The sequence below is a fragment of the Rhabdaerophilum sp. SD176 genome (assembly GCF_030143245.1).
GTDB lineage: Bacteria > Pseudomonadota > Alphaproteobacteria > Rhizobiales > Beijerinckiaceae > Rhabdaerophilum.
This window is the reverse complement of record NZ_JARJNS010000006.1, coordinates 349,470-371,048: the sequence shown is the minus strand read 5'-3', so window position 1 is coordinate 371,048 and position 21,579 is coordinate 349,470. Positions and strand designations below refer to the sequence as shown.

Here is a 21,579-nt window from a genome sequence, read left to right as displayed (position 1 = left end):
CCTGTTTCTCTCGCCGCTCAGGCCCCGCCGCGGATCGTCTGGATGTCGCGGGCGGCGGCCCAGGAATGGATATCTTCCCGCTTCAGCGCAGCAGCCATGAGGTCGGGGAACTGGTCCGGCGTGCAGGCAAAAACCGGACAGCCCAAGGTCGCGAGCACGCGGGCATGGGCATCGTCATAGCCCGGCCGCCCTTCATCGGAGAGGGCGAGCAACACGATGACATTGACCCCGGAGGCAACCATCGCCGCCGCACGCGCCAACATTTCCTCCGCATTGCCGCCTTCATAGAGGTCGGTGATCAGGACAAGATGGGTCTTGGCCGGCTGCTGAACGAGGGTCTGGCAATAAGTGAGGGCCGCGTTGATATCGGTTCCGCCGCCGAGCTGGATACCAAACAGCACCTCGACGGGATCTTTCAGCTCCTCGGAGAGATCGACTATCGCGGTATCGAAACAGACAAGTCGGGTTTCGATCACCGGCAGCGACGCCATGACGGCGGCAAAGATCGACGAATAGACAACCGAGGTGGCCATCGAGCCGGATTGGTCGACACACAGGATGACATGATCGAGATCCGCCTTGGTCCGGGAATGGCGCGCTGCTCCCACCAGCCTTTCCGGCACTACGGTGCGATACTCCTCCTGCCAGTGGCTCAGATTGGCGCGAAGGGTCCTGGGCCAGTCAATGTCGGCAAAACGCGGCCGCGATGTCCGCTTTGAGCGGTTGACGGCGCCGCGGATGGTTTCGGCGGTTCGATGGGCGAGCCGTTCCATCAGGGCCGCGACCACAGTCCTGACGACGGTCCGGGCGGTGTCCTTGGCCTTTTCCGGGATCGCCGACCGGAGGCTGATGAGATCGGCCACGAGATGGACATCGGCCTCCAGCGTCGCCAGGAATTCCGGCTCCAGCATCATGGCCTTGAGATTCAACCGCTCGAAAGCATCGCGCTGGATGACCTGGACCACCGGTGTCGGGAAGAACTCCCGGATATCGCCAAGCCATTTTGCAACCCGCGGCGCCGATGCATTTAGCCCGCCCCTACGATTGCCGCTTTCCTTTTCCCCGCCGTCTCCGCGCCCGTAGAGCGCGGAAAGGGCCGCATCGATCCGCATGTCGCGCGGCGAAAGTCCGGAACGGTCATCCGCGCCCAGCGCCAGGAGCCAGCGCCGTCTGCGCTCGTCAACGGTTGGAAAAGGGGTGTCCGTGGTCATGCTGGCCCCTTTCCGTCGAGTCCCAGAATGGTCAGAAGCAAGGGCAGGGCCTCGTCGAATACCGGGGAGAGTGCACCCTCGGGCGCGCCCTTTGCCGTGCCGGCTGCCGGCGCATCGAGGGCCTGCAGCAGAAGGCGGCGACCGGCGGCCTCGACGCTGGAGAAGGAACGCCGAAGCATCGGCAGGATCTCGACAAAGGCTGCTTCGTCCTGCGCCATCAGCCATTCATCGACAAGGCCAAGCAGGGTGCGGTCCTGCGCCATGATCTGGGCTGCGCCATCAAGGAATCCCTCCAGGAAGTCCGCGCATTCCTTGGGCGGGACACTCGGCGAAAGCCGGCGCGAGAAGAGGGAAGCCGTCATGCCGCCGGTGAGGGCGCCACGATCATGCAGCCGACGCAGGGCAAAGCCCGCGAGGAGTGCAACCGTTGACGCGCCGTGGGCGATCCTTTCCAGTTCAAGCAGGAAGGCCTCCGTGAAGAGGCTGTCGCCCAGAAGCTGCAGCGCCTCGTCATAGGCCCGGATCGCCGCGTGGATGTTCCGTGCCGCATCATCGGCCAGGTTCTGGGTTGCCCCGAACAGCCCGGCATTCACCTCGACGCATAGCGCGGAAACCAGCGCCCTGAGCTCGGATTCGGGATAGGGGCGCGCTGTCCCGTAACGCAGGACGGAGACAAGCGGTGGCACCGCCTGCATCAATCCGGCTATGTCACCGGCGTTGACGGCAGCAGCCTGGAGCGCCCCGATGCAGAGTTCAGCTGCCTCCGGAAGGTCGGCAAGGAGGCATTGCCGGACAATGCCGGCCAGTTCGCCCACCGATCGCCGCTCCTTCGCCAGCGCGACCGAACGGTTCGCGGCGGCCTGCTCGATCGTCACGCCGAAAACAAGCGCTTCGGCCAGCTTGACCGAGAGTTCCGGTGCCCAGGACAGGGTCCAGACTTCCCGGAAGGTGCCACGTTGCCTGCCGGCATCGACGAGCACCCCCCAGGGAACGGCGATGATCAACAGCCGGTGCAGAAGCGTCGATTTCTGCAGGCCCGCCTCACTGCGCAGATCAAGGGAAATCTGCTCCCCGAGGGCCTGCGGTTTCAGGCGGAGCCGCTTCTGCCAGCGGGCAAGATCCGCCGCCAGCGGCATTTGCGGGGTGCTCTCGTCGATCGAGCCGATGCTCTCGCCGATGAAGAGTCGGCGTTCGACGAGCCGGTAGGGGATCTCGTCACCGTGGCAGAGCGCGGCCAGCGTGGCGTCGCGCATTTCGTCGAGCCCCGGCGTCGCATGGCCGCGCAGCGCGGCAAGACTGATGGACAGCCGCGCCGCATCGATGGCCGAGGCGGTGGCGCCGGAATGCCCGGCATCCCGCAGCGCCTGCGCGACCTTGGTCTGCCAGCCCGCCGCAAAGGCCTCGGCCGAGGCCAGGCCCGTTCCGCCATAGGTCGTCCAGAGATGCCGGTACCAGCCCGGCGAGATCACCCCGGCACCATAGCCGGATTGGGCCGCGAGCCGCTCATCCGTCCAGGGAATCCAGGTCGCATTGACCTTGATCCTGGGCAGGTCGCGCAGCACGGCCTTGTCGGTGGTGACCGGAACAGGCTGGCGCAGCGCGGGAACGTGCCAGGCACCGCAGATGACGGCGACGGAGCCGGGGCTCTGTTTCAGCGCGTCCCGGATCGCGAGCCGCATCTGCGCCTCGCGCCGCTCTTCGCGCAGCCTTCGGGCGGGATCATCGGCGAAACGGTCGGGCTCCGCGCCGCGCAGCGCCGTCATTGCATCCTCGATGGACCGGAACAGCTCCGTCGAGGCGCCGCGCGTTTCGACCAGCGCGTTCCACCATGATTCCCCGTCCGGATAGCCCGTGAGTTCCGCGAGCCGATCGAGCGGATCGACCGGGCCGGTAGGGGAGAAATGATCATCATCCGGCCGGGCCGCGTCGGCGGAGGTCTCCGGTCCGGATGTCTCCGTATCGGTCGATTCCAGCCCGTCAGCGTCGGTTACGGGGAGAACGAAATCGCGCTCCTGCGCCAGCAACGCCAGTGATACCGCTGCTGGAAGGTCGATGAAGCGCACCGGGCGCTGCTTGCGGATTGCCCAGAGCATGGCCTGCCATTCGGGCGAGAACTCGGCATAAGGCAGGAAAATCGCCAGCGACGGATCCTCGACGCCATGGACCAGTAGCGCCAGGGGCGGCTGCATTCCCGGCAGCGCCGCGTAGTGGATCAGGTCGTCCGCCTCGGGCACGCCCTCGATCAGCACGATATCGGGGTCGATCAGATCCAGCGCCTGGAGGACGCTGGCGGCCGAACCCGGGCCGTGATGGCGGATACCGAGAAGGTGAAGGCGCGTGTCCACAGGCCTACATCACCTCCCGGATGGCCGAGTAGAGATCCGACCAGCCATCCCGGTTGCGGACCACCGTTTCGAGATATTCCTGCAGGGCTACCCGGTCTTGCACCGGGTCCTTGACCACGGCCCCGACGAGATTGGCCGCCATGGCCTGGGCATCCAGCTGGCCATTCCCGAAATGACCCGCCTCGGCCCAGGCGCCGATGCCGACGGAAATCGCCTCCGCGGTCGAGAGCGAGCCGGTCGAGGTCTTCAGCTTCGTCTTGCCATTCAGCGTCTGCCCTTCGCGAAGCTCGCGGAACATCACGACAATCCGTGCAATCTCCTGGTCTGCAGGCTTGATCGGCGGCAGCGCGAGGCCGGTCCCAATCTCCTGCACCCGCTTGACCACGATCGCGGTCTCTTCCTCCAGCGTTGCCGGCAAAGGCAGCACGACCACGTTGAAGCGCCGCTTCAGCGCGGAAGACAGTTCATTGACCCCTTTGTCGCGGTTGTTGGCCGTGGCGATCACATTGAACCCGCGCCTCGCCTCGACGGCCGAATTCAGTTCCGGGATCGGCATGGTCTTTTCGGACAGCACCGTGATCAGCGTGTCCTGGACATCTGAGCCCATGCGGGTAAGTTCCTCGAACCGTACGAGCGTGCCGTCCTCCATCGCGCGCATCAGCGGCGTTGGCACCAGCGCCTCGCGGGATGGTCCCTTGGCCAGAAGCTGCGCGTAGTTCCAGCCATACCGGATCTGCGTTTCGTCGGTGCCGGCCGTGCATTGCACGATGCGCCGCGATGTCCCCGAAATCGCCGCGGCCATATGCTCCGATACCCAGGACTTGGCAGTGCCGGGCAGGCCGAGAAGCAGCAGGGCGCGATCCGTGGCCAGGGTTGCGACCGCCGTTTCGATCAGACGGCGATTGCCGACATATTTCGCCGTGATCGTGGTGCCATCCCGCGCCTTGCCTCCAACCAGATAGGTCACGACCGCCTGAGGAGACAGCCGCCAGTTGTCCGGTCGCGGGCGGTCATCGCCCGATGCGAGTGCCGCCAGTTCGGCCGCATAGGTTTCTTCCGCGCCCTGTCGCAAATCTCGTCCGGACATTATGTAGCCTCTGGTTTCACGGGGGGGGCGAGTTCGTCGAAAAGATCGACAACGAGTTTTGGGCGGTGGCTGGACGCAAGGGGCAACCCGGCGAGCGCCTGGCGCAGCAGGGGCCGGTAGCCCGGCGTGACCAGTGGGACCAGCGCCAGCAGGATCGCTGCCGCGTCATCGGCCCGCGTGGCTGGGACCGGCACCTGCCAGACCGGCAGACGCGCGAGTCCCGCCAGAGTTGTTTCCGGCAACGGGCGCCGCAGCCGGCGATAGAGCCGGTCAAAGAAGCCAGCCTGAGGCAGGGTCTGCCATGTTTCCGGGCGGAGCACGGCTTCGGCAAAGCAGCCCCCGATAGCCGGATCGGCGAGCAGATCGAGATCCGGCCCCTCGCTGGAGAGCAGCAGCTCAAGGTCCTCGCCATCGGTGGCGAGAAGGCTGGCGGCGAGGGAAAACCGCTGTTCGACAATAGCCTGGCGCGCCAGCGCGATCGACAGTCTGTCGGCCTTCTGGGCGGCCGCCGCCATCTCGTCGACGGAAATGCCAAGCCCCTTGGCAAGCCCGTCAAGAGGCAGGCCCTCCAGAATCTCGAAAAGCCAGCCCGGTCGCTGCCATTCGTTGATCGTCGCCGGATACTCGATCCTGATCTCCGCCCGCCGTCTCAGCAAGCCGCTATAGACGAGCGTGAGGCGCGACATCACGTCGGTCAGGCGCGCGGCGTAAGCTGGCGTGCCGGGCAGGCGGCTGAGCAGCTGTTCGGCCAGCGTTCTGACGCTGGGCGCACGGTCTCCTGCAAGGGATTCCAGGAACGGGATGTCGTCGCGGGCAAGCCCGACGGCAAAGGCCTGCAGCACTTTGACCCGCGCCGGCGCCTGCTGGCCGGCAAAGCCGGCCTGCACGATGTCCCGCGCGCGGGCCGGATCCTGCGTCCGAAGCGTCCGGATGAAGGTGGACTTTCGGGCCGGCGATGCGGCGATCCAGTTGGTTTCGTCGATGACGCTGGCGTCGAAAAAATCGTTCGTCTGCGGTTCCTTCTCGCCTTCACTCGAGGCGAAGGCGATGGCGCTCTCTCCAAGCTGCTCGGCATAGGCCTTCACGAAGCTGGCCAGAGCGGGAAGATCGAACGGATGCAGGCGAAGCCGCCGCTTCTCCATCAGATCGGCAATGGCGAGTTCGGTTGTCCCGGTCGTCGGCTTGATCGCCTGCAGGAGCCCGCGGGCCGCATCCGACACAAGGGGCCGGTCATCCCGGCTTTCCTGGGGCGGGTCGAAGCGGTCCGGCAGGGCTGACCGGATGAAGCGTCGGGCCTGGCCGGCCATCGCCAGAAGGGCCAGCGGCGCATCGGCCGCCACCGGGCCGGCTCCCTCGGCCGGCAGGGGGGCCCGCGCAAGCCCGAGGGACAGGTGATGGGTGGCGCGCTGAACAAAGCCCTTATCCACGATCATGTGGCGATCCAGGTGCCGATTGGCGTTGCCGCGTATTTCAGGCGAAGTTCCCGACCGTCAAAAAGCCCGAAGGCAGCATCGATCGTGGTCTCGGTAAGTGGCTGCTCAAACGCGCCGCCCTTCAGTCTGACACCCGCCTTTCCGGCAGGGTCAGTCAGCCAGAACGCCTCGCCATGCGTCCGCACAACAGCATCCGAGACGCCGAACGGGGCCATGTCGAGCCAGGGTCGGCGGGCCATTGCCCGTTCGAAGGCCTCGATCGCGGCGGCAAGGTCATGGGGTGGTATCCAGGGAACCGGCTCGACATTCAGCGCGCTCGTCTGTGTGCCGATCAGCGCGCGCAGAGGCGCCGCCGACGGATAGAAGACGAGCTCCGCCTCGACATTCTCGCCCACGGCGTAGCTCTTGCCGACCGCGCCGGCCGAGAGCGGAATGAAATCCATCAGCAGGGCGAAAGCCGGACCGTCGCCCGGCGTGCAGCGGGCCAGCCAGGTTTCCATGCGGCGCACCTTGTCCGGCTGCACCACCTGCGTCGCGGCGAGGACAAGCCAGCGCCCCGTGACCCTCGGCGCCTGCGGGTTGGCCAGCAGGGCCTCCCGGGCGAGCGTCCAGCCCGTTGCTTGCCGGACATCGGCCCGCAGATCCTCCGGCAGAAAGTCCTGGCGACGATAGGCTTCGGCGATGAGATGCAGCTGTCCAAACGCGGTCATCAGCCATTCCGCGCGTTCCTGATCCGGCACGGTGAAGAGATCCGCCATCAACGCTTCGACTCGGCTGGCGAGCCCGCCGGCCTTCGCATCGACCAAGCGTCGGGCTACCATCCGGCATCGTTCTATGGCGACAGCGGGAAAGCTGACAAGCCCCTGGCTCAGCTGGTCCGACAGCCAAAGATCGAGTTCATCAAGACCCATCAGGATGGAGGCTTCCCGCTCGATCCGGATCCGCTCGCGCTGCGCGGCCGCCCGCGCTTCGGCCTTCGGGTCGATGTCTTCCTCAGCGATGGCATCCGTGGCCCGGATCGAGGCCTGCGGGCGCCTCTCATCCGTCTCGGCGGGCTTGGACCCCGATGCGCGGCGCCGGGACAGCCAATCCGCCACCCAATCCGGGGGTGTTCCGGTGGAGAAAGCCGTCTTGCCCTCCGCGCGCATCCACATCAGGGCGAGGCAGTGCTTGCAGGGAAATTTTCGGCTCGGACAGGAGCATTTATACCCCGCATCTTCTTCCGAAATCACGACGCGATAGGGCGAAGAGCCGGATCCCTGACATTCTCCCCAGACCATGCCAGCGTCATCAGTGGCCAGCGTCGGCCAGATCGCGGGCTTCAGGAGCTTGCGAGCCGCATCAAGCGAACCTTGATCCGGGGCAATCTGCTCGATCTTTGCAAAAGGAATCAGGTGCATCTGGTTCAATTTCGCATGCCGCCGGAGACCGTCAAGGCACAGTGAAGTGCTTTGTCACAAAGCGTCGGGACAAGAAGGCAGCATTGAGATTCTTGAGAAAATCGCTTCGTAGGCACGACTCGGTCCACAACTACTTCAATCAGGAATGCGCCCTCATCAGCCGACAGAGTTTCAAGGATCGCCGCGCCGCCGCACTCTCCGAGTGGCGTCAGCTTTGTGCGGCCTGATCCATGCCGGGGTAGGGGACTTTCCGAGACTGTTTGGTTTGTCTGACAGCACCTTTTCGGCGAGCTGGACCTTACCGCGATCAAAAGAGCCATTTCAGCAGGGTCGCCAGCTGATCCGCGTCGCCATCGGCAAGCTTTCTTCCGACATGCTGCTGGATCGCCGTGCGATAGACCGGCCACATCCGGAGCAGCAATTCCCCGCCGGTCTCGGTCAGCACGAGCATCTGGCCGCGCCGGTCATCGGGACAGGGCTTGCGCGCGAGGTAGCCTGCCGCTTCCAGCCGATCCACGAGGCGGGAAATGTTGTGCTGTTCGAGAAGCAGCCGGCCCTCCAGCTCCACAGGTCGCAAGCCTGACGAACCCGCCCGCCGCAATTCCAGCAAGGCATCATACCAGCCGAGCGGGGGCAGGCCAGCCGCCTTCAGATCCGCCTCGACCCGCGCGAGCACCAACCTTTGCGCGCGGATCAGCGCCACCCAGGCTTGGACGACGCCGTCAGTCGGGATGTGTGGGTCAGACATGACACCTCTCAAAAGCGTGAATTAAATGCATCTGCATGGAAATTGACATTTGATGCATGTGCATTGATATAGATGCATCTGCATTAAAAAGGAAGCCTCCATGACAGATCATGATCGTTCCACCGCGCTAGCCGCCTTCCTGCTTCGGATTGCGCTTGGCGCCATGTTCATCGCGCATAGTCTCATTCTCAAGCTGTTCGTCTTCACTCTGCCGGGAACGGCGAAGTTCTTCGGTTCCATTGGCCTGCCGGAATGGTCCGCCTACATGGTCTTCGCGCTGGAAGCGATAGGCGGGGTGCTGCTCATCCTCGGGGTGCAGGTCCGGCTGGTTGCGGCTATGCTCGTCCCAATCCTCGCCGGGGCGACCTGGGCGCATTGGGGCAATGGCTGGATGTTCGGCTACCCCAACGGCGGCTGGGAGTATCCGCTTTATCTCACGCTTCTTGCCGGTGTTCAGGTGCTTCTCGGGGAAGGCGCCTATGCCCTGCAGAAGACCCGGCCCCTCGTTCTCGGGAGCGTGTCATGACTCAGCCCCTGACCCTCGTTTCCTTCGATCTCTGCCCTTACGTGCAGCGCGCGGCAATCGTGCTCCGCGAGAAGAATGTACCGCATCAGCGGATCGATATTGACCTCTCCAACAAGCCAGACTGGTTCAAGGCGATCTCGCCGCTCGGCAAGGTACCGCTGTTGAAGGTGGGCGAGAACGTGCTCTTCGAGAGCGCGGTCATCGCCGAGTACCTTGAGGAAACACATGGGCCGGCGCTGCATCCGGCTGATCCGCTGGAAAAGGCGCGCCATCGGGCGTGGATCGAGTTTGGCTCGACCATCCTGGCGGATATCTGGGTAGTTGAAACCACAAAGGATGCCGGGGCATTCGACGCAAAAGCTGCGCTGCTGAAAGAGAAGTTCGCCCGCCTCGAACTGGTGCTTGGTGAGGGCCCCTTCTTTGCCGGAAGCGGTTTCAGCCTTGTCGATGCGGCCTTCGCCCCGGTCTTCCGTTATTTCGATGTGTTCGACCGTATCGGTGATCTCGGCGTCTTTGCGGGGCTACCGAAAGTGCTGGGTTGGCGGAAGGCTCTCTCCGCCCGCCCCTCGGTAGCAGGTGCGGTCGTACCGGACTACCCGGAGCGCCTGATGCGCTTTCTCGAGAAGCATGATGGTGTGATTCTGACGCGACAGTCACACTCGTTCTGAGCCTGTGGTGCCGCCTTTGGAAACCTGGTCGGCACCGCCTCCAGTTCGTGATGATCTCTCGACTGGCACCCGGATCGGCAACTCGCACGCATATTGGTCATGGCTTAGAGATGACCGATATGGGTTTAGCCACGAAGTCGATGTGACGGTCGATAGGGGGGCGCATTCTTGCCGCACCGAACGACCCGGCGTCCCAAGCGCTATGCCCGGCTCACCGCCTGCCAGTCGAGGCCGAACCGAGCGAGGTACTTGCGCAGGCGGTCTGCGTCATTGGCGCTGGCCTTCTGCACTCGTGACGCGGCGAAGAGGGTTCGGCCAGCCGCGCTGAGGCTCGAATGTTCGCGGCAGACGCGGATTACGGAAGCGAGCTGGATCTGATCAAACAGGTCGATGGCCTGAAGGACCTCCTCGCCGAGGAGAGTTGCAAGCAAGGCTTGCCCGTCATTGGCTCCCGCGCGTGACCAGCTGCGCTTAAGGCAGGCAATCTCCTCGATGACCACATCCTCGGTGATGCGGCCCGAGGGCGCAAACGTCGCCATGCGTGTGACCGATGCGCCGAGATCACGGAAATTCGCGTTCCAGCTTGCCTCGGGCGATGTCGCAAAGGCGAGATAACGGGCCCGAGCCTCACGGTTGAAGGTGATCAGCTCGTTTTCACGCACAGCGAAGTTGCGCAGTTCGAAATCGAGATTGGGCTCGATATCCTCGCGACGATCCGCAAGCCCCGGCAATTCAAAGGTCCAGAGATTGAGTCGGGCCAGCAGATCCTCGCGAAATTTGCCCTTTTGCACATCCTGCGAGAGATCGCGATTGGTGCCGGCGATCAACTGGAAATCGCTCGCCACCTCCTTGTCAGCGCCCATTGGCAGGAAGCGCTTCTCCTCAATGGCGCGCAGGATCATTGCCTGCTCGTCGATGCCGAGTTCGCCGATCTCGTCGAGAAAGAGAATGCCGCCATCCGCCTTGCGCAGGAGGCCCGCACGATCCTGCAAAGCGCCGGTGAACGCCCCTTTCGCATGGCCGAAGAGGGTCGACATCGCGCCATCACCCCGCAGGGTAGCGCAATTCACCTCGACGAAGTCTCCGCGTACCTGATGGCGCGCCTTTTTCAGCGCATAGATCCTCTGTGCAAGCTGCGATTTTCCCGCACCGGTCGGGCCTGTCAGCAGCAACGGCGCGCGCGAGCGGATCGCGACTTGCTCGATGCGGTCGATCATCCGGTTGAAGGCCGCATTCCGCGTGGCAATGCCGGATTTGAGGAAGGATGACCCCTCCACCTGCTCTGCCTTGAAGCGGGTTGCGATATGGTCATAGCGCGCAAGGTTGATGTCGATGATGTCGTATTTGCCCGGGCCACCATCCTGCCAGCGCCGCGGCGGAGTAAGCTGAAGCATCTGCGCGGGAATGTAATGCGCCTCGATCAGCAGGAACCAGCAGATCTGTGCGACATGCGTGCCGGTCGTGATGTTGACGAGATATTCCTCGTTGTCTGTGTCGAACGGATAGGCGCGCGCGAAATCATGCATCGCGGCGTAGACCTCGCCGAAATCCCAAGGGTTCTTGAGGTTCATCACATGGCAACGCGCCTCGGTCTCGGGCGAGACCTGGGCGATATCCGCCGTGATGCGCTGGGCGAGCGTCTCGGCATGGTTGTCGTGGATGATCTCGATCCGGTCGACGACCATATCCTCATGCTGGCAGACCGCGACCGTAGGCCGCCAGCGTTCCCAGCGATTGTGCTTGCCGGCATCAAGCGAAGTGCCGAGAAAGCCGATGACGACGCGACGCTTGGTCATTGCGCTTATCCCAAAAAATAAGTTTCGATATCTTTAGATTAGTTTACGGGCGCACGCAATCGACGCCGATCTCCATCTGCTAACGTCGTTTCCATCTCAATATATTGAAAATAAATGTTTTTTAGAGAACCCGCGGGTGCCGCCGGGGCTTTGGCACGAACCTGGCAATGAGGTCTGTTGTCAAAAGAAGGATGAGAGCAATGGCAAACAAATCCGTGTTTGCATCGATCGTTGGAAAGCTGCTCCCGCGCCCCGATGGGAAGAACCACGAGGGGGCTCCGGCCTACAGCCTCACGCCGCGCCACAAGCTGGCGCAGCTCGCGGCCACAGGCACGCTCAACCGCACCTTCTACGCGGAGGCGCGGGAGCAGCTGGACGAAATCACCCGCCTGCTTCCGGAAATCGAGCCGGAATTCATGGCGAAGACGGCCATCTATGCCCGCGAGAAGGGCTTCATGAAGGATATGCCGGCCCTGCTGCTGGCCTATCTCTCCATGATGCAGACCGAGCATTTCAGCCTCGCGTTCAACCGCGTGGTCGATAACGGCAAGATGCTGCGCAACGTTGTGCAGATCCTCCGTTCGGGTGCCACGGGGCGAAAGTCCCTCGGCACCCGGCCCAAGCGCCTTGTCCAGCTCTGGCTGGAGAACGCCTCGGACAGCGAGATCATGCGGGCGGCGGTGGGAAACGACCCCTCGCTGGCCGATGTGATCAAGATGGTTCATCCCAGGCCGCGTTCCGCGGCGCGGGCGGCGCTCTATGGCTACCTGATCGGGAAGCCGCATGATGTCTCGGCCCTGCCGGAGATCGTGCGGGAATTCGAGGCGTTCAAGGCAGATCCGTCCCGCGAGGTGCCGGATGTGCCGTTCCAGATGCTGACGGCGCTGCCGCTCACGCGGGAGCACTGGATCGCCATCGGCCGCAAGGCGCGCTGGCACATGCTGAGGATGAACCTCAACACCTTCGCGCGTCACAAGGCGTTCGAGGATGAGGGGTTCGTTCGCCACGTGGCCGAGCGCCTGCGGGACGAGACGGCGATCCGGAAGGCGAAGGTCTTCCCGTACCAGCTGATGGTGGCGCATGCGATGGCGTCGAACGTGCCCGCGCCCGTCCGGGAGGCCTTGCAGGATACGATGGAAATCGCGGTCAGCAATGTTCCGACGGTCGACGGCAAGGTCGTCATCTGCCCGGATGTTTCGGGCTCGATGTCGTACCCGGTCACAGGCTTCCGTCGTGGCGGAACGACAGCGGTGCGCTGCATCGATGTCGCGGGCCTTGTCGCGGCGGCCTTCCTCAGGGCGAACCGCGAGGCGCGGGTCATCCCGTTCGAGCAGGATGTGGTCAAGATCGACCTCAACCCGCGCGATACGGTGCTGACCAACGCAGCGAAGCTCGCTTCGATCGGAGGCGGCGGAACCAACTGCTCGGCCCCGCTCGAAAAGCTGGTGGCCGAGAAGGCGAAGGTCGATCTGGTCGTGTTCGTCTCGGACAACGAGTCCTGGATGGATGCCGATCCGAATGGTTATCGCGGAACCGCGATGATGCAGAGCTGGCAGAAGCTGAAGGTGCGCAACCCGAAGGCGAAGCTGGTCTGCATCAACATCCAGCCTTCCACCACCACACAGGCGGTGGAGCGGCCGGATATCCTCAATATCGGGGGTTTCTCCGATGCGGTGTTCGAGGTGATCGGCGCGTTTCATCGCGGTGAACTCACGCCCGACCACTGGGTTGGCGAGATCGAGAAGATCGCGCTCGCCGAATGAACAAGGCTTCGGGACGTGGCTTGGGCCGCGCCCCGGGCCAACCCAACACCATGGCGAATGCCGACGGGACTACATCCACCACCAAGGCGCGGCGGCAAGGAAACCGCCACCGGACTCATCGTTATCCGGAGCCGGTCTCGTCCCTCTTGTCGCCATGGCCCTGAACAGGAAAGGAAGAATGCGGGATAGCGTGACGAATGCAGACGGAACTACATCGCTTTTTACGATCCGGGTCGCGGGTTCGAATCCCGTCAGGTCCATCACTGGGGGCCTGTAGCTCAGCCAGGTAGAGCAGGAATGTTTCGTCGATCCCTTGTCGTCACGGTTTTCCCTTCGCGCGGCGAATGCCAGCGGGACTCCATCGGTAGAGCACTTTCCCTAGGGGAAGCGGTCGGTGGTTCAAATCCACCCTGCGCCGCAAGGCGTCAGTAGCTCAATAAACCGTCTCGCGAACCCTCGTCGCCGCACCCCTTTCTGCCTTCGTCGTGAGGGCATGGCGAATGCCGGTGGGACTACATCGGTAAGGCCATAGGCTTGAGGTTCGACTCCTCCCTCTTGGGCCGCGATGCCCTGGAGAGGTGTCTCACCAAAACTTGTCGCCACGCCCCTCACGACGCCGAATTCTGTCTTTCTGCCCAACGGGCAGGCTTTTGTGAAGGAATGGACCATGGAACGGTCATTTGAGTTTTTGACCGAGGCTTTCGATGCTGCTCGCGAGGCCAAGGCCGCGCCGGTGAAGATGTGGACGCGTGGTGTGCCGGTGGATGAACCGTCGAAGCGCCAGCTTCTCAACACCGCCTCCATGCCCTTTATCTACAAGTGGATGGCGGTGATGCCGGATGTCCATTACGGAAAGGGCTCGACGATCGGCTCGGTTATCCCGACCATCGGCGCAATCATCCCGGCCGCCGTGGGCGTGGATATCGGCTGCGGCATGATGGCGGTGCGCACCTCGCTCGTCGCCTCGGATCTGCCGGACACCCTGCTGCCGTTGCGCTCGGCTCTTGAGCGTGCAGTGCCGCACGGGCGGTCGGTGGGGCGCGGCAAACGCGATGTAGGGGCCTGGCACAACCTGCCGAAGGCGACCGAGGAAGGCTGGATGGGACTTGAAGAGGGTTTCAGGTCGATCATCGAGAAGCACCCGAAGCTCGCTTCGGCCAACACCGCGAACCATCTCGGCACGCTCGGAACCGGTAACCACTTCCTGGAGGTCTGCCTCGATCAGGAGGATCGCGTCTGGTTCATGCTGCATTCCGGGTCGCGTGGCGTCGGCAATGCCATCGGAACCTATTTCATCGAGCGGGCGAAGGCCGATATGCGCCGGTTCTTCATCAACCTGCCGGACGAAGATCTTGCCTACTTCCCGGAAGGGACCCCGAACTTTGACGATTACGTCGAGGCGGTGGAATGGGCGCAGAACTTCGCCATGATGAACCGTCAGGTGATGATGAGCCATGCCATCGAGGCTGCACGCGGGGTGATCGAGAAGCCGTTCGAGGCCCATCTCGAGGCCGTGAACTGCCATCACAACTACGTCGCGCGCGAGCATCATTTCGGGAAGAATGTGTTCATTACCCGAAAGGGCGCGGTGCGTGCGGCCGAAGGCGTGATGGGCATCATCCCGGGCTCGATGGGCGCGAAGAGCTTCATCGTGCGCGGGAAGGGCAACCTCGAGAGCTTCTGCTCGTGCTCGCACGGTGCAGGGCGCGTGATGTCCCGTGCGGAAGCCAAGCGTCGTTTCACGGTCGCCGATCACATCGCGGATACGGTGGGCGTGGAGTGCCGCAAGGACATCGACGTGATCGACGAAACGCCGAAGGCCTACAAGGATATCGACGCCGTGATGGCCGCCCAGGCCGATCTCGTCGAGATCGTTCACACCCTGAGGCAGATCGTCTGCGTGAAGGGATAAAGCCGGGGCGCGCGCTGCCCCGGCAAACCCGAATTCTTTAGAAAGTCCAGAACGATGATGATCATCGATGGTTCCCTTGGTGAGGGTGGCGGGCAGATCCTGCGCTCCTCGCTCACATTGTCGATGGTCACGGGGAAGCCCTTCGCCATCGAGAACATTCGCGCGGGCCGCGAAAAGCCCGGCCTGATGCGCCAGCATCTGACGGCCGTGAAGGCGGCTGCGGCGATCTGCGGGGCGGAAACGCGCCATGCCGAAATAGGCTCGACGCGGCTTGTCTTTGAACCCGGCCGCATCGCTGCGGGTGCGCATGTCTTCAATATCGGTTCTGCCGGTTCGACGTCACTGGTGTTGCAGACGCTGCTTCTGCCGCTGGCGCTCGCCGATGCTCCCTCGCGCCTTGTCATTCAGGGTGGAACGCACAACCTCGCCGCACCGCCCTTCGAATTCGTCGCACGCGCCTTCTTGCCCCTGCAGGCAAGGATTGGCTTCCGCGTGAGCATCCGGCTGACCCGACCGGGTTTCTTCCCGGCCGGAGGCGGGGAGATTGTGGTCGAGATCGAACCGTCGGCGAAGCTGGAGCCGCTCATACTGGAGACACGCGGCGCGCTCGTCCGTCGTCGCATCGAGGCGCAGGTTGCGAACCTGCCCTTCGCGATCGCAAGGCGCGAGGTTGTCCATGCCAAGGAGATGCTCGGCTGGGCGGATGCGGAACTCGCCCCCTGCCAGATCGATGGCGCGCCGAGCACCGGGAATGTCGTGCTGATCGAGGTCGAGCATGAAGCGGTGACCGAGGTTTTCACCGGCTTCGGCCGGCAGGGTGTCTCCGCGGAAGCGGTCGCAGCCAGTGCCGCAAGGGAGGCGCGCGACTACCTCGCCGGGGCTCATGCGATCGGCCTGCATCTCGCGGACCAACTCCTTCTGCCGATGGCGCTCGGCGCGGGTGGTCGTTTCACGACCGGGCCACTGAGTGACCATACGCGCACCAACATCACGACAATCCAGCGATTTCTGGATGTGCCGATCCGGACGCATTCTCTGGCAGAGGGGTGCGCTGTAGAGTTGCTTGCCGCGTCATGAGGGCTGGCCTCTTTGGGACACAGCGTCCCGAGGAGGCATTTCGCGGCTGGCTCACGCATGGCGTGGGGGCGCTCTTCGCACGGCGCTCCCTCCTTGATCAAAAAATACGCGTCCAGACCAGCATTCAAGGAACGCCGCGCCGCCGTACTCACCGAGTGGCGTCAACTCTGTGCGGCCTGATCCATGCCGGGCTAGGGGACATGCCGAGACTTTTTTGGTTAGTCTGACAGCCCCTCTCGCCGAGATATTGGGGGGAAGCTGTCGTTCGGCCAGCGATCTCAGTGTCCCCATCCAGCGTTCTCACCGGCCAGATCAATGGAGCCGTTCACATCGGATTGCGCCGGTCGAGAGACAAACTTGGCGTCGCCTGATGCTGAATCCGAACACCTGTTTGAAACGGGCTTGGTCCATCCGCTGCACTGTCAATCCGTGACCCCCGATGGGAGTCCGCGTGGCCAGATGGCCCGCGTCAAGGAGCACAAGGGACAGTTCCTATGAATATCAGCGGCTTGATGGGTGTTAGCGGTGGCATGCCGAACGTATCGGCGATGCGCGACAGGATGTTTCAGAAGGTGGATGCGAACGGCGACAGCGGCATTTCGCTGGAGGAGTTCCAGTCTGCCGGTAAGAAAATGCCGATCGGCAAGGGTGGCGATGGTTCGAGAGCGGCAGAAGCGTTCGGGAAGCTGGACAAGGACGGGAACGGCTCGCTTTCCAAGGACGAGATGGGCGCGCTTGGCGACAAGATGTCGAGCAAGATGCAGTCGATGATGATGAAGATGCAGGAAATGATGGGCGGTGGCGGCCTCGGCCTGGCTGCGATGTTCGACAAGGCTGAGAGCGATCACGGTAAGGACACGCTGTTGCACGGCATGAATGCCTACGGCAAAAGCGTCACGGGCAAGTCAGCGTCCGACATGATGTCCAGTTTGCTCGACATGCTCGATGGCGGCGCCGCAGCGGAAAAGAATGCGAGCACGCCCGGGGCCTGAGCCTGTTCGGACCGGGGGGCAGAGGCACCCCGGTCCGGCTCAGTTTTGGCTCTTTGCGAGACCGGACAAACCATTGAGTGCAAGAACGCTGATCTGTTCCGCCAGACCTTGCAGAGCAGCGTAATCTTGAAGCGTTCCGGTCAGCGGCGAACGAAAGGCTGGCGTCAGGAGCAGGCACTGGGACACAAGCCAGTCTGCAATCAGATCCAGCATCATGGGGTCCATTGACTCTGGCATGTGGCGTGCCAACCGGGCGCGGATCCTCGCAGCGATTGCAGGCGACGCTCCAATGCGCGTCTGCCGTGCTCCCTGCAAGAGGTCCCAGGCAATCAGACGAGGCAGCAACGGCGCTTCCTCGCGCTCGATGACCGGTGCGACCAAAGCCGAGACCAGCAAGCGGATCACATCAGGAAGGGTAACCGTTCCGGGAAGGTCATCGAGCACGACAGTCTCGGCAAGCCAGGATTGAAGCGCGCTGTCGATAACCGCGGAGTAAAGCTCCTCCTTCGATCGGAAATGGTAGTTGACCGCAGCGAGGTTGACCCGCGCCTGCTGTGCCAGGTCACGCACTGTGACACCATGAAAGCCGCGTTGCGAAAACGCCGCAGCCGCCGCGCGAAGAATACGGTCGCGCGCATGGCCGGAGTAACCGGATTCACTCGGGTTTCCAGGATCCTGCGGGGCCTTCATTGTGGAGGCACGCCCTCCTTCCGGGCTGTTCGGACCCTGCCGAATGGTCCGGGTGGATTGTCAGCATTCCGCATGCACTTCAGAGCCTGTCCTGGTTTGACTGACGGTACGCGCTTGCGGGATGCGAAGTCGGGCTTTGAAGGTCCCAGAGGCTTGTTCGAACTCGACAAAGCCGCCATGGGCCTTGGCCACCTGATCGACGATCGCCAGCCCCAGCCCGGTACCCTCGCCGGCGCGTGCGGAATCCCCCCGTGCAAACGGGCGCAGGAGTTCCCTTGCGGCGTCGGGCGAGATGCCGGCTCCGGAATCCTGCACTTCTATCGTGAGAGTGCCCTCCTTGATGCCGGCGCTGACCTTGATCGGGGGCTGGCCATACCGGAGAGCATTGGAAAGCAGGTTCTCGACCGCACGAAGGAGGGCGGCCTCTTTCACGCGGACAAGAGAATCCGCCGGTGCTTCGAGGAGAATGGCCTCGGACCGATCGCAGGCCTCGATCACCTGTTGCAAAAGCGGATGCAGCGGAACTGCTCTCGTCTCTTCGGCCTCGAACCCGCGGGCGAAATCCAGAAACTGGCCGAGCATGCTCTCGATCCGGATCACATTGCGTTCCGCCCCCGCAACAAGATCGGCATCGGCATCTTTCAGCATCGCGAGAGACAGGCGCAGCTTGGTCAGGGGGGTTCGCAGATCGTGGCTGACACCGGCGAGCATCAGCGCCCGGTCGGCCTCGGCCGCGCGCAACCGCTCCGACATGTCCTTGAGCGCCCGAGAAACGGCAGCGATCTCCCGTGGCCGCTGGACATCATTGTCATAGACATCGGACGGGCTGGACAGCTGGCCAACCGCTTCCTCGAGCCGCTTCAACGGCCGGGCTATCCGTCGTTGCAGCGCGATGCCGCCCGCAAGGGCGGCGAGCAAGGCTATCGCGGATGCGAGGACCAGGCCGATAACCGGGTCGGTCGCCGGCAAGGTCCTGAGCGACAGCCAATAGGGCTGGTCCGCAGCGACGATCCGGACCCAGACACGCCCCTCGGGGTCAACCGTGACATCAGACCCCGAAATGCCGTGTTTGTCCGAGAGCACTCGGAGAAAATAGTGAGAAAACCAGGCCCGCTGGAAATCGGATTCGTCGGACTCCGTATCGTCGGCCTGCACATCCGGCGATGCGCTCGCGCGCAGCGCCTCCGCAAAGTGCTTTTGCTGCGAAGGATCCATCTGCCTGAAGGAGTACTCCAGGCTTCGTGTCATCCGTGCCGTGTCCGCCGCCGACCGTTCGATTTGGGGTCGAATGACAAAGGCCGCAATCAACAGGAGGGACATCAACAAGGCGCCGAGTGTGGCGGCGGCGAGAACCGCGATGCTCTGCTTGAAGAGTGAATCAAGCACGGTCGGCCACCAAAACGTAGCCAACGCCCCAGACGGTTTTGATCAACTCGGGATCATCAGCCTTGTCCCCGATCGCGCGCCGGAGCCGTGTCACCTGGACATCGACCGCGCGGTCCGTGACATCGGCATCGCGCCCGAGCGCACGCTCGATCAGCTGGGCCCGGCTGAGCGGGCGCCCTCGGCTGCGCGCGAAGGCGGCGAGCAGGTCAAATTCACGGCTTGAAAGCTTGAGCAACGCGCCGTCGCGGGTCACCGTTCTGGTCGAAAGATTGATCTCCAGCGAACCGGCAGCCACGATATCGTCGACGGAGCCATCGTTTCTGCCGCGCGTACGACGCAGCACGGCTGCGAGACGTGCAACCAGTTCACGTGGTTCGAAAGGTTTTGCCAGGTAGTCATCCGCACCGTTTTCCAGCCCGATGATGCGGTCGATCGGATTGCCTCGCGCCGTCAGCATGATGATCGGCGTCATGTCGCCCGAGGACCTCAAGCGGCGGCAAATGGCGAGACCATCTTCGCCCGACATCATGAGATCCAACACGATGGCATCGGCGGGATTGCGCGAAATCTCCCTGTCGAGCGCGGCGCCACCATCCACGGCGCGGGTCTCGAAGCCATGTTCGGTCAAGAACCGACGCAGCAATGCGCGGAGCTCGGCGTCGTCGTCTACGACGATCACTCTGTCTGGTTTGCCACTCATGACGGCGACCCTGTCACGGTTGCGAATTCGCGCGCAATGCCGAGTTGTTTCAGGATGTTACAATTCAATAGGCCTGTAACATCTCATCACAACTTACTCCATTTTCGTAATACTCGTGAAATTCCGCCCCTTCAAACCCAGGCTCACACGGCGAACGAACTGGTTCGTCCGACGGGGAGTGACCCATGCTGAAGAGAATTCTTGTCGCTTTGGCCATCCTGGCCTCCGGGGGATCGGCAGCTTCCGCCGCGACTGTATCGGTTGCAACGGCGAAGGTGAACCTGCGTGCCGGACCATCGACCACGTACCCCGTCGTGACGGTTGTGCCTCAAGGCGCCCGGATCTTCACGCATGGTTGCGCTGCCGACTATACCTGGTGCGATGTCGCCTTCGGGAATTACCGGGGCTGGGTGTCGGCCAGCTATCTTCAGGTGGTCTACGCGGGCAGGCCCGTCGTGTTGACACCCGCGCTTGCTCCTGTCGTCGGGCTCACCGTGGTGGACTTCAATCGCGTCTATTGGGACACCTACTACCCGGCACAGCCGTGGTACGGGTCGTGGGCAGCCTATTATCGGCCTTATCTTCCCGGGGCCCCAAGGCTGAATTCACGAAGCGTCGATGCGGCCTGCGTCGATGGCGTTTGCAGCGGTACACGCGCGGCAACAGGAATCTACGGCGGCTCGACCATCCAGACCCGCAATTGCGCAGGCGGTGAATGCACCGCAACGCGTGAGACAACAGGGCGCTACGGCTACTCCGCTTCCCGCGTCCGCTCCTGCAGCGCCGGCGACCGCTCCTGCTCCCTGACGCGCTCTGGCCCCTTTGGCGGCACAGCAACCCGGACGCGGGTCTTTAACCGATGAAGTCATGAAGAATAAAAGGAAACAGGGATGTGCGGTCCTATTCCTATTTTGTCAGAAAAAATCGTGATCTGATGCTTTGAAAACCTATCAGAGACAGAAAAAAGGAGAGAAAAACATGGTTCGGACGATTTTCTCATCGGCGCTCCTTGGCGCCATCACCATCATCGGGGCAACGTTGTCATCCGCCCCATCTGCACAGGCGCAGGCTGTCGTCTACTGCACCGGCCCGGGTGTTCCCGTCGGCTGCGTTGTGCGCCCGGCGGCCCGTGCCAGGGTGATCTACTGCACAAGCCCTGGCGTTCCTGTCGGCTGTGTCGCACGACCGGCGACGCGCGCCCGGGTGATCTATTGCACGCGACCGGGATACCCCGTTGGCTGTGTTGACCGGGGAGCGCGTGGGGTTGGCGTTGCACCGGGGGTCCCGGGCAACCGTGGCGGCCCGGTCAACCGCGTCGGCCGCTTCTGACCTGGCGTGCCGATGCCGCTGCACCACCCGCACGGCATCGGTCAGGCAACCTTTCGGACAAGCGCAGACTGAGATGGTCCTCAAGCAAGAACGCATTTCCAACTCCTCCATGCGTCCTCGCTTGAATGCACAAAAACGAGGAGCAGATCTTACTGCTTCTTTCACAGGGAACCCAATATCACGGGATGATAGTGACATGAAAAAGAGCCTCATCATAGTATTGACGCTAGCTACAATCGCTGTCTTGTCGACTTTTGGCGTCAATGCTCAGCAAGCATCTGATGCAAACAGACAGAAAGTGGCAGAAAACTTTAAAAAGGCCGATGCCAATGGCGACGGGATGCTGACCCGCGGCGAATTCGAAAAGCTGATCCAGTTGAACGCTCAGGCCAATCTTGGTCAAGCGGCGCAGATCGTCAGGTTTGGCCGCTATGACATGGCCTTCAACCGGGTCGATGCAGATCGGAACGGCTTGTTGACCCCACAAGAGTTGCAAGCCCTTGCGAAATGATGACA

The 21,579-nt window shown here is 63.0% G+C and carries 19 protein-coding genes; 9 read left to right on the top strand and 10 right to left on the bottom strand.

Annotated elements, in window-relative coordinates; genetic code table 11:
- Window positions 1-17: 17 nt before the first annotated feature.
- From P0652_RS16180 to P0652_RS16155, 6 genes are all read right to left on the bottom strand, one after another.
- The gene (locus tag P0652_RS16180) at window positions 18-1,211 is read right to left on the bottom strand and encodes a VWA domain-containing protein (protein ID WP_284179899.1); all 1,194 of its coding nucleotides are present in this window, start codon (window positions 1,209-1,211) and stop codon (window positions 18-20) included.
- Window positions 1,208-3,556, bottom strand: a complete 2,349-nt coding sequence (locus tag P0652_RS16175; protein ID WP_284179898.1) for a DUF5682 family protein — start codon at window positions 3,554-3,556, stop codon at window positions 1,208-1,210. The genes P0652_RS16180 and P0652_RS16175 overlap by 4 nt, the downstream gene beginning before the upstream one ends.
- A 4-nt stretch (window positions 3,557-3,560) precedes the next feature.
- On the bottom strand, window positions 3,561-4,643 hold the full coding sequence (locus P0652_RS16170; protein ID WP_284179897.1) for an AAA family ATPase: 1,083 nt from the start codon (window positions 4,641-4,643) through the stop codon (window positions 3,561-3,563).
- Window positions 4,643-6,076: a DUF5691 domain-containing protein gene (locus tag P0652_RS16165; RefSeq protein WP_284179896.1), complete on the bottom strand. Its 1,434-nt coding sequence runs from the start codon at window positions 6,074-6,076 to the stop codon at window positions 4,643-4,645. The genes P0652_RS16170 and P0652_RS16165 overlap by 1 nt, the downstream gene beginning before the upstream one ends.
- The gene (locus tag P0652_RS16160) at window positions 6,073-7,476 is read right to left on the bottom strand and encodes an SWIM zinc finger family protein (protein WP_284179894.1); all 1,404 of its coding nucleotides are present in this window, start codon (window positions 7,474-7,476) and stop codon (window positions 6,073-6,075) included. Before P0652_RS16160 ends, P0652_RS16165 begins: the two co-directional genes overlap by 4 nt.
- A gap of 307 nt (window positions 7,477-7,783) precedes the next feature.
- Window positions 7,784-8,224: a MarR family winged helix-turn-helix transcriptional regulator gene (locus P0652_RS16155; RefSeq protein ID WP_284179893.1), complete on the bottom strand. Its 441-nt coding sequence runs from the start codon at window positions 8,222-8,224 to the stop codon at window positions 7,784-7,786.
- Window positions 8,225-8,324: 100 nt separating this feature from the next.
- Between P0652_RS16155 and P0652_RS16150 the strand changes: the two genes are divergently transcribed.
- Window positions 8,325-8,750, top strand: a complete 426-nt coding sequence (locus P0652_RS16150; RefSeq protein WP_284179892.1) for a DoxX family protein — start codon at window positions 8,325-8,327, stop codon at window positions 8,748-8,750.
- Window positions 8,747-9,418 carry a glutathione S-transferase family protein gene (locus P0652_RS16145; protein WP_284179891.1) on the top strand — a complete coding sequence of 224 codons (672 nt, stop codon included), beginning with the start codon at window positions 8,747-8,749 and terminating at the stop codon, window positions 9,416-9,418. The genes P0652_RS16150 and P0652_RS16145 overlap by 4 nt, the downstream gene beginning before the upstream one ends.
- A 200-nt stretch (window positions 9,419-9,618) precedes the next feature.
- Here P0652_RS16145 and rtcR read toward each other — a convergent pair whose 3' ends face one another.
- Window positions 9,619-11,214: an RNA repair transcriptional activator RtcR gene (gene rtcR, locus P0652_RS16140; RefSeq protein WP_284179890.1), complete on the bottom strand. Its 1,596-nt coding sequence runs from the start codon at window positions 11,212-11,214 to the stop codon at window positions 9,619-9,621.
- A gap of 200 nt (window positions 11,215-11,414) precedes the next feature.
- Here rtcR and P0652_RS16135 point away from each other — a divergent pair, with 200 nt between their 5' ends.
- The 4 genes from P0652_RS16135 (at window position 11,415) to P0652_RS16120 (ending at window position 16,958) form a co-directional block, all read left to right on the top strand.
- Complete coding sequence (locus P0652_RS16135; RefSeq protein WP_284179889.1) at window positions 11,415-12,977, top strand: vWA domain-containing protein; 1,563 nt, start codon at window positions 11,415-11,417, stop codon at window positions 12,975-12,977.
- Window positions 12,978-13,644: 667 nt separating this feature from the next.
- Window positions 13,645-14,889: an RtcB family protein gene (locus P0652_RS16130; RefSeq protein WP_284179888.1), complete on the top strand. Its 1,245-nt coding sequence runs from the start codon at window positions 13,645-13,647 to the stop codon at window positions 14,887-14,889.
- A gap of 54 nt (window positions 14,890-14,943) precedes the next feature.
- Complete coding sequence (gene rtcA, locus P0652_RS16125; protein ID WP_284179887.1) at window positions 14,944-15,966, top strand: RNA 3'-terminal phosphate cyclase; 1,023 nt, start codon at window positions 14,944-14,946, stop codon at window positions 15,964-15,966.
- A gap of 494 nt (window positions 15,967-16,460) precedes the next feature.
- Window positions 16,461-16,958 (top strand): EF-hand domain-containing protein, encoded by a 498-nt coding sequence (locus tag P0652_RS16120; RefSeq protein ID WP_284179886.1) that lies wholly within the window; start codon window positions 16,461-16,463, stop codon window positions 16,956-16,958.
- Window positions 16,959-16,997: 39 nt separating this feature from the next.
- On the opposite strand, the gene P0652_RS16115 is transcribed toward P0652_RS16120, so the two are convergent.
- The 3 genes from P0652_RS16115 to P0652_RS16105 are packed head-to-tail and all read right to left on the bottom strand — an operon-like array spanning window position 16,998 to window position 19,734.
- Window positions 16,998-17,648, bottom strand: coding sequence for a TetR/AcrR family transcriptional regulator (locus P0652_RS16115; protein WP_284179885.1), 651 nt, complete (start codon window positions 17,646-17,648; stop codon window positions 16,998-17,000).
- 60 nt (window positions 17,649-17,708) lie between these two features.
- Entirely contained in the window at window positions 17,709-18,968 is a 1,260-nt protein-coding gene (locus tag P0652_RS16110) for an ATP-binding protein (protein WP_284179884.1), read from the bottom strand.
- 58 nt (window positions 18,969-19,026) lie between these two features.
- On the bottom strand, window positions 19,027-19,734 hold the full coding sequence (locus P0652_RS16105) for a response regulator (RefSeq protein WP_284179883.1): 708 nt from the start codon (window positions 19,732-19,734) through the stop codon (window positions 19,027-19,029).
- A 185-nt stretch (window positions 19,735-19,919) separates the two neighbouring features.
- On the opposite strand from P0652_RS16105, the gene P0652_RS16100 reads away from it, so the two are divergent.
- From P0652_RS16100 to P0652_RS16090, 3 genes are all read left to right on the top strand, one after another.
- The gene (locus P0652_RS16100; protein ID WP_284179882.1) at window positions 19,920-20,597 is read left to right on the top strand and encodes an SH3 domain-containing protein; all 678 of its coding nucleotides are present in this window, start codon (window positions 19,920-19,922) and stop codon (window positions 20,595-20,597) included.
- Window positions 20,598-20,712: 115 nt separating this feature from the next.
- Entirely contained in the window at window positions 20,713-21,063 is a 351-nt protein-coding gene (locus P0652_RS16095; protein WP_284179881.1) for a hypothetical protein, read from the top strand.
- Window positions 21,064-21,259: 196 nt separating this feature from the next.
- Window positions 21,260-21,574, top strand: coding sequence for an EF-hand domain-containing protein (locus P0652_RS16090; protein WP_284179880.1), 315 nt, complete (start codon window positions 21,260-21,262; stop codon window positions 21,572-21,574).
- The last annotated feature ends 5 nt before the right edge of the window (window positions 21,575-21,579 follow it).